Below are 13836 nucleotides of genomic sequence, written 5' to 3'. Positions count from 1 at the left end.
AACCGCATTGAGTTCCTTCGTTTTGGTGATCTACTGTTTGGAACAGTTATTTAGCCCTCGTTATTTATTCAATGAATATGCATAACACAGTAAGATACTTAGAAGCTAAAATTGAGCAAAAACAAAATGTTATTAATGATAATGCGTCTAACCCGCCTGGTTAGGCGGGTTAGACGCTGCTTGTGCCTTAAACACCCAAACGGCTAACAGCCAGCTCCAGCCGTTTTAGCTCACGCAGCGTAGAGCTGCGCTGGCTTTCCAGCCAGATCCACAATTTAGTGCCCACCTGTGCCTGAAACGCCAATAGCAGTAATACCCCCCAGAATAGCTGCTGCTCAGCGGCAACCGTTAAAAACTGATAGCCACAGTAAAAAATGGCGACAGTCAGCAACAAGGCCAGTACATAGGCCACCGCCATAATGCCGGCCAGGCCGCCTTTAAAACCGGACGCTAAAACCTTGTCCAGCCCCTGCTCTTCGCGCATCAGCTTATCCAATTCGGCCGCTTGCTGTTCCAGTTGTTGTTTAATGTCTTTGTCGATGCTCATGATCAATCCTCGTATTAAAACATTAGGCGGTTAAGTGTTGCTGCATTTGCTGGCGCGCCCGGTGTAAGCGCGATTTAACCGTACCCAGTGGCACGTCTAAAATTAGCGCAATTTGTGTCAGTTCCAGTTCGTGCAGGTAATGCAGTTGCAATACCAAGCGTTCATTCGCAGCTAATAAGGCTAAGGCTTTAGCCAGATCTTTTTGCTGATTAACCGGCTCACTGTTGCACGCTGTTAGCAAAGCGGTGGTCTGCAGGCCATCCTGCTGCTCCAGGCTTTGTTGTCGCTGTCCCGGCTGCTTTTGGTAATCCAGTACTTCCCAGCGCACCGCACGGTACAACCAGCTGGTAAATACCCGCGGATCTTGCAGCCGATGTATGCGTTTAGACACCTTAAGCCAAACGTTATGCACCAGATCTTCTGCTGCTGCCGGCTGCCCCAGCAAAAATACCGAAAACCGATATAAATCGCGCTGATAATGCTGGTACAGCACAGCAAATGCCCGCTTATCTCCCGCTTGCAGCGCCAGTACCAGTAAATCCAGTTGTGCTTGTTGCATCTAAGGCCCGTATTGTGTTGGTTTGCCTGTAAAAGACGACTGAGCATTGCTCCAGGTTCGCATAATTTAAAGAAAAAATTAAACTTACTCGTTTTATATGATGTACTCTTAATGATAAGTTTCCGGCTATGTCTTCAGGCCCTGCGTAATGTTTTTCTGTACACAACAAGCTGATTTCCGTTTTTTACATTTTTTATGATTAATTCTGTACCTGGCCTCGACTGATTCCTGAATGTCCTATGTAGAGTGTACACATGCAACTATCAACTCAAGATCTTGATATACTGTTGGCCGAGCCTTCGGACGTACAACGTAAAATTATTCGCCAAAAACTCAAAGCCGAGCATGTGCATCACATTGCTGAAGCTGCTAGCCTAACCGAGGCGCTAAGCGCCATTGCCCTGCATCGGCCAGATGCCATTACCAGTGCCTTACATTTTGCCGATGGCACTGCCTTACAACTGCTGCAGCAATTAAAAGCCGACCCTGCCACTGCCGATATCCCGTTTTTGCTGGTATCCAGTGAAACCCGAAAACAGCAACTGGAAGCCTTTAAGCAATCTGGGGTTATTGCCATTTTGCCCAAGCCGTTTGATGCCGAGCAATTGGGTAAGGCGCTCAATGCCGCTATCGATTATCTTAGCCCGTCTGAGCTCGAGCTGGATTTATTTGATGTGCATGATGTGCGGGTGCTAATAGTCGACGACAGCCGGTTGGCACGCAATCATATTCGCCGGGTGCTGAGCAATTTAGGCATGCAGCATATTGCTGAGTCAGAAGATGGCAAACAGGCGATGACTCTGATGCAACAACAAATGTTTGATTTGGTGGTCACCGACTACAATATGCCGGAAGTGAATGGTGAAGAGCTGACCCGTTTTATCCGCGAGCATAGCACCTTGTCACATATTCCGGTGTTAATGGTGACCAGCGAAGCCAATGACGCTCACCTCGCTAATATTGCGCAAAGTGGTATCAATGCGCTTTGTGATAAACCCTTTGAACCGGCCGCGGTAAAAGAACTGCTTTACCGGCTACTTAATCAATCTTAATGCTCTTTTTATATTATAACGACAGCAGCCGGTTCATCGGCTGCTGCTCTGCGACTTGCAGCTGCGGATGAGCGCTGATTATTTCGCTATATAATTCAGGGTAAAAGCTTTTCAGCCGCTGCATCCGGCTTAAATGTGACGCAGTAATCGTTAAAGGCCTATCCAAAATCTCAGCCAACAGTGGAAATAATGCTGTTTGTTTATAACTCCAGTCCAGCGCTAAATGCAATGCATCCGGCCCCCATCGGCCATGTTGTACTGGCACCCCTTTATCCAGCAATAAGCTTACTAACTGCTCTGACTCAGGGTTTTCAAAGGCTTGCTGGTACAGGGTTAAATTCAAACTATCGGTAAGCCGCAAATCAAAGCCGGCGTTGGCTAAGGCTTGCCAACTATGCGCCTCCAGATAACGAAAGTTTTGCAAATGATGAGGTGCCTGCGCTAAGGGCCGCCCCTGCCACATTTCTATCTCGGATGGGTTATGGACCAGCCAAATTAGTAATTCTGTGGTGAGGTAGCTGGATAATGGCGTAGTTAACACCAGTTGCTGCATCAATTCATTAGAATGCCAGGCTGCTATCATTTGCAGATACAACTTTACCCCTGATTTATCTAAATAAGCGGTAGGAAACCATTGTTGTTGCCTTTGAAAATGCACAACTAAGGCCGGCTCATGCTCCGATAACGCCTGTAAAAATGCATCACTGACTTGTCCTTGTTGCGAATGCATTTGCTGCCCGGCTGCTTGCTCGGTTTGTTGGAGCTGACCATGTTCCAGCATATAGTGTTGCAGTATCGTTATTACCTGCTCTTTGCTCCACAACTGCTCTAACGACGCAAGTTGCACGCTTATATCTACACACTCTTTTTGCCTGGCTGGATTTTGCTCATCCATGCTAGTCAATAATGCACTCAGCTGCAGTGTTTCAGCTGTTTGTAGTGGGTTAAAATCTGTCACTGATTGCTGAAACTGTGCATCATCCAATAATTGCCTGGCCATTAACCAACCGTGTTGCAGATAAGGGTCCTGAAAATCACTAAAGCTATGTAAACGGTGGCCGTCACTGGCTAATTGCAGTAATAACTGTTGCTGCTCTACGGTAAATGCCGGGCAGGCCTCATTACAACGCTCAGAGCTTTGCTGCTGCAGCTGCTGTTGTCTGCTATGTTCTCTGTTATAAAGGGTGATGCCATAAATCAGGTAATCGACAGCACTAAATACTCCCTCTAGTTGGCTGGGTTCAATTTGATATCTGGCCAGTAAAGGCAGTAACTCCGAACGGCCAGCCAATAGTGCGACATCAGCCAGATTAAACACCGGTCTGGTATTATCTATTAACATGCGATAAATCGGCAACGCCGTCACGTCTGTACCTTGTAGCAACATTTGCTCAATCAGTTCAGCGTCTACCTGTTGGTCAATAGCATTTGCAATTTGCATCGGATATAGCGATACACCATTTAATAGCTGAATCGCTACCTGAAGCGGAACTTCATTCAGGCTGCCGGCAAAAGATACCCCAGGCGATAACGCCCGGCTATAGCGCCAATGCCGGTGCATATCCAAAATGGCTAAGTGATGAAACGCCGAGCTTGCCGCTATACTGCTTAACACCTGCTGCCATTGTTGTTCATTAAAAATATCGGTTGGCAGCAGAATATCAGCGTATAACTGCTCTATATTTTCGTTGCTACCAGTGACGACAGGTATACCCCATTGCTCGGCCTGTAATAAAGAGGCTTCATCAAATAACAGCTGCAGATAGGGCTGCATGTCTTCAAGGTTCAGCAATTGCTGATACAATTGTTGCAGTGGCACCCCACTTTGTAGCCATTGCCGGAACTGACCGCGCAGCGCCTGCTCTGTTTCGGTAACGGCTTGTTGTTCAAAGTCCTGCTGTTGTTGCTGACATACTGCCTGTTGTTGCTTTAGCTTGGGTAAGGCTTCGGCCGCTGGCATTGCCGTTAAGCTGGCAGCAGAGGTGTCGGACTGATCCAGCATTATTGTTGTGCCAGGGATAGGATCGGTAATTAGACTAGTAGCCCGCCCCTGATAAAGCTGCCAACCTGCAACGACTAACACAATAAGCACAACAATAAGCGGCCAAGCCTTGCGCATCGATGGGGTATCCTTATTAAGCAGTATCCTGCATCTTTGAGCTAGCTTAACCCATAGCAACTGAGCGCCGCAACGATAAAAAAAGCCAGCTAAAGCTGGCTTTTTTATTTATTTTCAATACTTTACTGCAAAACAGAGATATCAGCTACTTGTAAAAACAACTCACGCAGTTGTTTTAGCAAGGCCTGGCGGTTAGCTCGTACTGCCAGATCATCGGCATTTACCATGACCTGATCAAAGAAGCTGTCTATTACCTCACGCATACTGGCCAGATGCGCCAGGCTCTGGGCATATCCCGGTTGCTGTGCCTGATAGGCCTGCTCAGCGATAATGGCACTGTGCAATGCCTGCTCTGCGGCTTCCTGCAACAAAGCAGTATCGACGCATGAGGCAATGTCACCCTCTACTTTTGCCAGAATATTAGCTACCCGTTTATTCGCCGCTGCTAAGGCGGCGGCGGCATCCAGCTTGCGAAAGGCGGCTACCGCACTGACCCTGCGATCAAAGTCGCTTGGGCGGGTTGGGCGGCGAGCTAATACTGCCTGGATCACATCAACGCTGTAGCCTGCATCCTGATACCAGGCGCGGAAACGGCCCAGCATAAAGTCCAGTACCTCATCAGATACGTTGTTATTGCTGAATTTGTCAGCAAAGCTTTGCTGACTAAAGGCGATCAGCTCTACTAAATCCAATGGCAGCTGTTTATCGACCATAATACGTAAGGCGCCAATAGCCGCACGACGCAGTGCAAAAGGGTCTTTATCACCCTTGGGTGCCTGACCTATACCAAAGATACCGACTAAGGTATCCAGCTTGTCGGCAATAGCAACAGCGGCACCTTCCAAGCGACTAGGCAACTGGTCACCGGCAAAGCGCGGCATATACTGCTCGTTCAATGCCAGCGCCACTGTTTCGGCCTCACCGTCCAGCCGCGCATAGTGCATGCCCATAATGCCTTGAACTTCCGGGAATTCACCGACCATATTGGTCATTAAATCGGTTTTCGACAACAAGCCGGCACGAGTTGCCGCCGCCACGTCAGCGCCAATTTTGCCAGCAATAAAACCGGCAACCTTGCTAATCCGCTCTGACTTTTCTGCCAGGGTACCCAGCTGTTGCTGAAACAATACGGTTTTTAAGCTCTCGAGTCTTGAGGCCAATGGCTGCTTTCTATCGGTGTTAAAGAAAAACTGGGCATCAGCTAAACGTGGCCGTACCACTTTTTCATTGCCGCTGATAATTTGCTGCGGATCTTTACTGGCAATATTGGTAACAAATATAAATTTATTTTGCAGTTTGCCAGTGTTATCCAACAACGGGAAATACTTCTGGTTGTCTTTCATCGTTGAAATCAACGGCTCGGCCGGTACTTGTAAAAAGCTCGGCTCAAAGCTACCCACCAGCACCACTGGCCACTCCACCAGGGCAGTCACTTCTTCCAGCAAGGCGTCATCCATCTGTGCCACACCCTGTAACGCGCTAGCCGTTTTTTGCACTTGTTCGGCAATAAAGGCTTTACGCTCAGCAAAGTCAGCCACCACATAGGCACTGCGCATGGTCTGCAGATAATCATCGGCATGTTCAATGGTCACCTTCGCCGGCGCATGAAAACGATGGCCATGCGTTTGCTTACCGCTATCGCGGCCCAAAATAGTGGCGGGCACTAATTCGTGGCCATAGAGCATAATGATGGTATGTACCGGACGGATAAACTCAGCCGTTGAATTGCCCCAACGCATCGGTTTGGCAATAGGCAATTTAGCCAGCGCCTGCTTAACCACCTCAGGCAATAAGCTAACCGTCATTGCACCGGTGACCTTGGCTTTATGTAATAGCCAGGCGCCTTTATCTGTTTCTAAGCGCTCAGCCTGATCAATACTAATGCCACAGCCTGCCGCCCAGCCCTCGGCCGCTTTGGTCGCTTTGCCTGCCGCATCAAAGGCTGAGGCAATAGCCGGGCCGCGCTTTTCTACCACTTTATCAGCTTGTTGTGCTGCCAGACCATTAACACGCACCGCTAAACGACGAGGCGCGGCATACCAATGTACCTCGGCATGGGCTAAGTCTAATTTATTCAGTTCTGCCTGCAGGTTATCGGCAAAGGCAGTCGCCAGGGTTTTTAACGACTTTGGTGGCAACTCTTCGGTGCCAATTTCTACAAAAAAATCATGCACTGACATTTATGCCTCCTGCTGACGCGTGCTGTTTTTGCATAGCGGAAAACCCAGTTTTTCACGGGTGGCGTAGTAGGCTTCGGCACAGGCTTTTGCCAGGGTGCGTACCCGTAATATATAACGCTGACGTTCTGTTACCGAAATGGCATGGCGCGCATCTAACAAGTTAAAGGCATGCGAGGCCTTCATCACTTTTTCATAAGCCGGTAAGGCCAGGCCTTGTTCAATTAAGTACTGGCTTTCTTTCTCACACTGATCAAAATAGGCAAAGAGTGCGGGCACATCGGCATGTTCAAAGTTATAAGTTGATTGCTCTACTTCATTTTGATGAAACACATCGCCATAAGTTACCAGGCCAAGCGGGCCATCTGTCCATATCAGGTTATAAATGGAGTCTACGCCCTGGATATACATAGCTAAACGCTCTAAACCATAGGTGATTTCACCGGTCACCGGCCGACACTCTAAGCCACCTACCTGCTGAAAATAGGTAAATTGTGTTACTTCCATGCCGTTCAGCCAGACTTCCCAGCCCAAGCCCCAGGCACCCAGTGTCGGTGATTCCCAGTTATCTTCAACAAAGCGAATATCATGTACCAGTGTATCTATACCGAGCTCTTGCAGAGAACCTAAGTACAGCTCCTGAATATTGTCTGGTGATGGTTTTAATATCACCTGAAACTGATAATAGTGCTGTAAGCGGTTCGGGTTTTCGCCATAACGGCCATCCGTTGGCCGACGGCAAGGCTGCACATAGGCGACATTGGTTGGCTCTGGCCCTAAAGAACGCAAAAAAGTCATCGGATGAAAGGTACCGGCACCCACTTCTAAATCCAGCGGCTGCACCAATACACAGCCCTGACGTGCCCAGTAATCCTGCAAGGCTAAAATCAGGCCCTGAAAGGTTTTAATATCGTATTTATGCATCTGTTGCTAACTCGCTAAAATGACTGAGGGGCCGTAGCCCCTATATGGTATTCATTACCGCTTACACATCGAGGTTAGCCACGTACAGGGCGTTTTCCTCGATAAAGGCTCGCCTTGGCTCTACGTGATCACCCATCAGGGTGGCAAATAACTGATCTGCGCCTACCGCATCTTCAATAGTTACCTGCAGCATACGGCGGTTTAGTGGATCCATAGTGGTTTCCCACAGTTGATCCGGGTTCATCTCACCCAGCCCTTTATAACGCTGAATATATAAACCGCGCTTTGATTCGGCCATCAGCCAATCCAGTGCTTCAACGAAGGTTTCAACCGGTCTGATTTTTTCGCCACGGCGGATATAGGCACCTTCTTCCATCAAGTCGCGGATTTCATCACCCAGTGCCACCAGTGATTGGTAATCACGTGACGTGATAAAGTCATAATGCAGCACATATTCGTTGTCTATGCCATGCTGGCGAATAATGATTTTAGGTTGGAATAACTGACGCTCGCGGTCTTCTATCACATCATATTTATAGATAGAACCATCGCCCTCTTTTTCATCCAGACGTTTTGCTAGGGTTTTCACCCAGTCGGCTACTACGCTCTGATCTTTTACATTCTCAGGCGTTAAGCCGGTAACATAAATCAGTTCATTTAACAGACTAAGCGGAATTTTACGGCTTAAACGGTTAATAATGGCGGTCACTTTATGGTACTGACGTACCAGTTTTTCTAAATGCTCACCACCGATACCAGGTGCACTGTCATTGACATGCAGGCTGGCTTCATCCAGTGCCAGTGTGGTCAGATATTCAACCAGTGATGGTTCATCTTTAATGTATTGCTCTTGTTTGCCCTTTTTCACTTTATACAGGGGTGGCTGTGCAATATAAATATAACCACGCTCGATTAACTCCGGCATTTGCCGATAGAAAAAGGTCAGCAACAGAGTGCGAATATGTGAACCGTCGACGTCAGCATCCGTCATCAGGACTATGCTGTGGTAACGGGTTTTATCCGGGTTATATTCTTCGCGGCCAATGCCACAGCCTAAGGCGGTGATCAGGGTGCCGACTTCTTGTGATGACAACATCTTATCAAAACGGGCTTTTTCAACGTTAAGGATTTTACCCTTCAGCGGCAGTATGGCCTGATTTTTACGGTTACGGCCCTGTTTGGCCGAGCCACCTGCTGAGTCACCCTCTACAATATAGAGTTCAGACAAGGCCGGGTCTTTTTCCTGGCAATCTGCCAACTTCCCGGGTAAGCCGGCAATATCTAACGCGCCCTTACGGCGAGTCATTTCACGGGCTTTACGCGCAGCTTCACGGGCACGGGCGGCATCGACAATTTTACCAACGATGATTTTGGCATCGTTCGGGTTTTCCAGTAAGTATTCGTTGAGCTTTTCACCCATTACACTTTCTACAGCGGAGCGCACTTCACTGGAAACCAATTTATCTTTGGTTTGCGAGCTAAACTTAGGATCCGGTACTTTTACACTGACCACTGCCGTCAGGCCTTCACGAGCATCATCACCTGATGCCTGTACCTTCATTTTTTTAGCATAGCCTTCATGCTCAATATAGCTATTTAATACCCGGGTTAAGGCGCCACGGAAGCCAGCTAAGTGGGTACCACCATCACGCTGCGGAATATTATTGGTAAAGCAGAAGACATTTTCCTGGTAGCTGTCATTCCACTGCATGGCCACTTCAACCGAAATGCCGTCCTCGCGCTGATCAGAAAAGTAAAAGGCTTTCGGGTGAATGCTACTCTTGCTACGGTTCAGATATTGAACAAAAGCCTCAATGCCGCCTTCGTATTTAAAGTGGTCTTTTTTATCTGAACGCTCATCAGTCAAAATGATGCTAACGCCAGAGTTTAAGAAGGATAATTCACGTAGCCGTTTTGCCAGAATATCATAATGATAATTGATATCGGTGAACACCGTAGAGCTTGGCCAGAAACGAATTGCCGTACCGCTATCAGTGGTTTCACCAATTTCTGCTAAAGGTGCTTGAGGCACGCCCAGATGATATTCCTGAGAATGCACCCGACCCTGACGACGGATGGTTAGCTCCAGTTTATCAGACAAGGCATTAACAACGGAAACGCCCACACCGTGTAAGCCACCTGACACTTTATAGGAGTTGTCATCAAACTTACCGCCAGCGTGTAATACTGTCATTATTACTTCAGCTGCAGAGACGCCCTCTTCGTGCATATCGGTAGGGATGCCACGGCCATTATCGCGAACGGATACAGAGTTATCACTGTGGATAGTCACCCAGATATCTGTGCAGTAACCGGCCAGGGTTTCGTCGATGGAGTTATCCACCACTTCGAACACCATATGGTGTAAGCCAGTGCCATCGTCCGTGTCACCGATATACATGCCGGGTCTTTTACGAACGGCATCCAGCCCTTTTAATACTTTAATACTTGAGGAATCGTAATTATGCTCTTCGGCCATCTTCATCTGTCCGTGCTGTTATCTGACCCTGTTCCACGTGAAACATGTCCCGCTGTTCGGCTGGGATATAAGGCGAAACCTGATCAGCATTAATTGCAGTAATAAATACCTGAGAATTAATATTGGTTAAATAATTAAAAACCTGTTGGGTTGCCGCAGCATCAAGTTCTGATGCTAAATCATCAATCAGTAACAGCGGCTGTTTTTGCCCATAGGCGCATATCACATTGTTCTGCGCAATTTTAAGCGCAAATAATAACACTTTTAGCTGGCCACGGGATAACACTTCTTCAACTGTTAGCGTGCCTTTTTTTAATTTTAAATCCGCTTTTTGTGGGCCATACTGGGTAAATCCCTGCCGCACATCCTGCGCAAAGTTCTGCTGCAATAATTGCAGCAGCTGCGATTGCTCCGTTATCCGCTCTGGCCAACCTGGCATTAATTGCAAGCTGATATCCGCTAACAAACGACTGTCTGCAGTGAGTTGTCGGTAGGCTTGCTCAAGTTGCGCGATATACGTCTGGCGCTGTGCCTGCAGCTGCCAGGATAAGCTTGCCAGCTGCTCATCCCAATATTCAAATTGCGCATTATAGTGGCGCTGTTGCTTTAATAAGGCATTACGCTGTTTTAATACCCGGCTAAACTGTAACCACGCTGGGAAGAAAGCAGGTTCCACGTGGAACAATCCCATATCAAAAAACTGCCGGCGTTCTTTCGGACCACCAAAAAAAAGACGAAAGCTATCTGGCGTCAGTAACTGCACAGGCAGCACCGCAGCAAACTCAGCTAAACGGCTGGCATTAGCACCATTTAACCGCAATAACAGCTGGGCGTCTTTATCTCGCTGTAAACCCAGACTATAACGTTGCTCGCCATGGCTTACTTTGGCATGCAGGGTAAAGTATTCAGTATCGTGCTGTATTAATCGTTGATGGCGACTGGTTCGAAAAGAGCGACCATGCGCCAAATAGTAGATGGCTTCAAGCAAACTGGTTTTGCCGCTGCCGTTTTCACCGTAAATAATATTAAATTGCGGATTAGCCTGCAGTGCCAGTGCCGGCATATTGCGAAACTGGCTAATGGTTAACGACAACAACGACATCGATTATAAGCGCATTGGCATCACTACATAGGAAGCGCCAACATTACCTACGCCTTCTATCAGTGCACTGGAATTGGCATCATTTAAATGCAGGATCACCAGATCAGTCGCTAATGTATTGAGTACGTCCAGTAAATAGCCGACATTAAAGCCAATCTCTAAGCCATCACCCTGATATTCGACTTCAATCACTTCTTCAGCTTGTTCGTGCTCAGGGTTATTAGCCATAATTTGCAGCTCACCTGAACTCAGGGTAAAACGCACGCCACGGTATTTTTCATTAGATAAAATAGACGCGCGGGTACAAGCATCTTTAATCACACTACGATGCGCGGTAACCTGTTTAGTGCTGTTGCGCGGTAATACCCGGCGATAGTCAGGGAAACGACCATCAATCAGCTTACTGCTAAAACTAAAGCTGTGATCGACCAGCCGTAAATGATTCTGCCCCAGACTTAGCGTGATAGCCTGATCGTCATTGGCCAGTAACCGCATAATCTCTAATACACCTTTACGCGGAATAATTATTTGTTTTTGCTGGCCACTTACCGCCGGTAACGACAGCACACTTAATGCCAAGCGGTGACCATCAGTACCAACAGCTGTCAGGCTGCCATTATCGACTTCAAATAATAAGCCGTTCAAATAATAACGCACATCCTGATTAGCCATAGAAAAAGCTGTGTCATCCAACAACTTACGCAACTGTTGCCGGCTAAGGGTAATATCTACCTCACCCTGCCAACTTTCTAAATTTGGATACTCAGCCGCACTTAAGGTCGATAAGGTAAATTTGGTTTTGCCACAGCTTAGCACACAGTTGTCGCCCACCAGCTGCACATCGATATCGGCAGCTTCGGGCAGGCTGCGGCAGATGTCTAATAGCTTTTTCGCCGGCACGGTGATTCGACCTTGCGCCCTAACCTGTAATTGCTCTGTGGTGGCAACCAACTCAACTTCCAAATCGGTACCAGTTAATGACAATAGCTGCTCGCTCACTTCCACTAGCACATTAGATAAAATAGGCAGTGTGTGACGGCGCTCGATGGCACCGGACACCATTTGCAACGGCTTTAATAAGGCATCCCGGTTGATAATAAAGTGCATAGCAAAACCCTGTTATGACGATAAAGTGCGAATGAGATTCTGAAAGTCTTCTTTTATTTCGTGTGTTTCTTCTTTTAACGATTCTATTTTACGACACGCATGCAACACCGTAGTGTGATCACGGCCACCAAAGGCATCGCCAATTTCTGGCAAGCTATGATTAGTCAGCTCTTTGGCCAATGCCATGGCCATTTGCCGTGGCCGGGCTACCGAGCGCGAACGGCGCTTGGACAGCAAATCGGCAACGCGGATTTTATAATATTCCGCCACGGTTTTCTGAATATTTTCAATGGTTACCAGTTTATCTTGTAGCGCCAGTAAATCACGCAACGCTTCGCGTACAAAATCTATGGTAATAGGGCGACCAGTAAAGTTGGCATTAGCAATAACCCGGTTAAGAGCACCTTCTAATTCACGCACATTTGAACGTAAGCGTTTCGCCACAAAAAAAGCCACTTCTTCCGGTAAGCGGATCTGGTTTTCCTGTGCTTTTCGCATCAGGATCGCCACCCGGGTTTCCAGCTCTGGCGGCTCTATGGCGATGGTCAGGCCCCAACCAAAGCGCGACTTTAACCGGTCTTCAACACCATCAATTTCTTTCGGGTAACGATCGCTGGTCAGAATAATTTGTTGATTACCTTCTAACAGCGCATTAAAGGTATGAAAAAACTCTTCTTGCGACCGCTCTTTATTGGCAAAAAATTGAATATCATCGATAAGTAGCGCATCAACAGAACGATAATAGCGCTTAAACTCTTCTATGGCATTGTTTTGTAATGCTTTTACCATGTCCTGTACAAAGCGTTCAGAATGCATATAAATGACTTTTGCATCTGGCTTTTTGGCCAGGATGCCGTTACCTACCGCATGCAATAAGTGGGTTTTACCCAAACCGGTGCCACCGTAAATAAATAACGGGTTATAGGCAGTACCCGGATTATCCGCCACCTGACTGGCCGCAGCGCGGGCCAGCTGGTTCGATTTACCTTCAACAAAGTTAGTAAAAGTATAGTTGGCACGCATATTAGAGCGCACAATCGCTTTGGGCACAGGTTCGGCCACCGGCTTTTCTTTAACCGGAGCTAAGGTAGGCTGCGCAGCGTAGCTGCCTGGTTCAATACGGCTACTTTGCTGACTACTACCCACATCAAATCGCAGACGCGGTGCATTATCACCACAATATTCCTGGATCAGCTCCAAAATACGATTCAGGTATTTTTCTCGTACCCAATCCAACACAAAACGGTTTGGCGCATACAAGGTCAGCGCATCATCTGAACTGTCTGCCTGTAACGGGCGGATCCACATACTGAAATGTTGAGCGGGAAGCTCAGCCTGCAGACATTGCAGACAATTTTGCCAAACGGACTGATACACCGGTTCTCCTGAAGCCTGTTTAATTATGATCATTAAGGCTGGTGTAATAAGACTAATTCGACATTATGGCTTTATCTTATCCACAACATCAATATTGACTTTTAAAAAAAACCAAGATCGCCAGGATCTTTGATGTATGCATATGAATTTAAACAATTAATTACCTTATACCATTTTGAAATACTGAATAAAGAACCCTATCAGATCCGCAATAAAAACGGCAGATACCAACATTTTATTCACAATAGCCTGTAAGGCTGTGGAAAACTCTGCACGGCAGTGATGATCACTGAAGATCAGTCAACAATAAATGCCAGGATCGCATTGACTTTAGTGCGCGAACTACTTAAAATTCGCGCTCATTTTTGTCAGCTGCGTTTTGGTGTATTTGCT

General features: G+C 47.3%; 11 protein-coding genes. 2 read left to right on the top strand and 9 right to left on the bottom strand.

Annotated features, from left to right (window positions below; translation table 11 throughout):
• Positions 1-187 precede the first annotated feature (187 nt).
• Together V7D78_RS13840 and V7D78_RS13835 are read right to left on the bottom strand one after the other, a co-directional pair.
• Positions 188-547, bottom strand: coding sequence for a DUF6768 family protein (locus tag V7D78_RS13840; RefSeq protein WP_333609044.1), 360 nt, complete (start codon positions 545-547; stop codon positions 188-190).
• A gap of 22 nt (positions 548-569) precedes the next feature.
• A complete protein-coding gene (locus tag V7D78_RS13835; RefSeq protein ID WP_333609043.1) occupies positions 570-1106 on the bottom strand; it encodes an RNA polymerase sigma factor in 537 nt (178 codons plus the stop codon).
• Positions 1107-1360: 254 nt separating this feature from the next.
• Here V7D78_RS13835 and V7D78_RS13830 point away from each other — a divergent pair, with 254 nt between their 5' ends.
• Positions 1361-2158 (top strand): response regulator, encoded by a 798-nt coding sequence (locus V7D78_RS13830; protein ID WP_333609042.1) that lies wholly within the window; start codon positions 1361-1363, stop codon positions 2156-2158.
• Positions 2159-2171: 13 nt separating this feature from the next.
• Here the strand turns inward: V7D78_RS13830 and V7D78_RS13825 are convergent, their stop codons facing one another.
• From V7D78_RS13825 to dnaA, 7 genes are all read right to left on the bottom strand, one after another.
• Entirely contained in the window at positions 2172-4277 is a 2106-nt protein-coding gene (locus V7D78_RS13825; RefSeq protein WP_333609041.1) for a hypothetical protein, read from the bottom strand.
• A 122-nt stretch (positions 4278-4399) separates the two neighbouring features.
• Positions 4400-6457, bottom strand: a complete 2058-nt coding sequence (gene glyS / locus V7D78_RS13820; protein ID WP_333609040.1) for a glycine--tRNA ligase subunit beta — start codon at positions 6455-6457, stop codon at positions 4400-4402.
• Entirely contained in the window at positions 6458-7378 is a 921-nt protein-coding gene (gene glyQ / locus V7D78_RS13815) for a glycine--tRNA ligase subunit alpha (protein WP_333609039.1), read from the bottom strand.
• A gap of 61 nt (positions 7379-7439) precedes the next feature.
• On the bottom strand, positions 7440-9857 hold the full coding sequence (gene gyrB / locus V7D78_RS13810) for a DNA topoisomerase (ATP-hydrolyzing) subunit B (protein WP_333609045.1): 2418 nt from the start codon (positions 9855-9857) through the stop codon (positions 7440-7442).
• Positions 9841-10959, bottom strand: a complete 1119-nt coding sequence (gene recF / locus V7D78_RS13805) for a DNA replication/repair protein RecF (RefSeq protein ID WP_333609038.1) — start codon at positions 10957-10959, stop codon at positions 9841-9843. The genes gyrB and recF overlap by 17 nt, the downstream gene beginning before the upstream one ends.
• Positions 10960-10962: 3 nt before the next feature.
• Positions 10963-12066, bottom strand: a complete 1104-nt coding sequence (gene dnaN / locus V7D78_RS13800) for a DNA polymerase III subunit beta (RefSeq protein WP_333609037.1) — start codon at positions 12064-12066, stop codon at positions 10963-10965.
• 12 nt (positions 12067-12078) lie between these two features.
• Positions 12079-13443, bottom strand: a complete 1365-nt coding sequence (gene dnaA / locus V7D78_RS13795) for a chromosomal replication initiator protein DnaA (RefSeq protein ID WP_333609036.1) — start codon at positions 13441-13443, stop codon at positions 12079-12081.
• A gap of 132 nt (positions 13444-13575) precedes the next feature.
• On the opposite strand from dnaA, the gene V7D78_RS13790 reads away from it, so the two are divergent.
• On the top strand, positions 13576-13698 hold the full coding sequence (locus V7D78_RS13790; protein ID WP_333609035.1) for a hypothetical protein: 123 nt from the start codon (positions 13576-13578) through the stop codon (positions 13696-13698).
• Positions 13699-13836: the final 138 nt, after the last annotated feature.

Origin of the sequence: Arsukibacterium sp. (assembly GCF_036735525.1) — a bacterium.
Taxonomy (GTDB): domain Bacteria; phylum Pseudomonadota; class Gammaproteobacteria; order Enterobacterales; family Alteromonadaceae; genus Alishewanella.
Note: the sequence above shows the minus strand (reverse complement) of the source record. Positions and strands in the feature narration are given on the sequence as shown.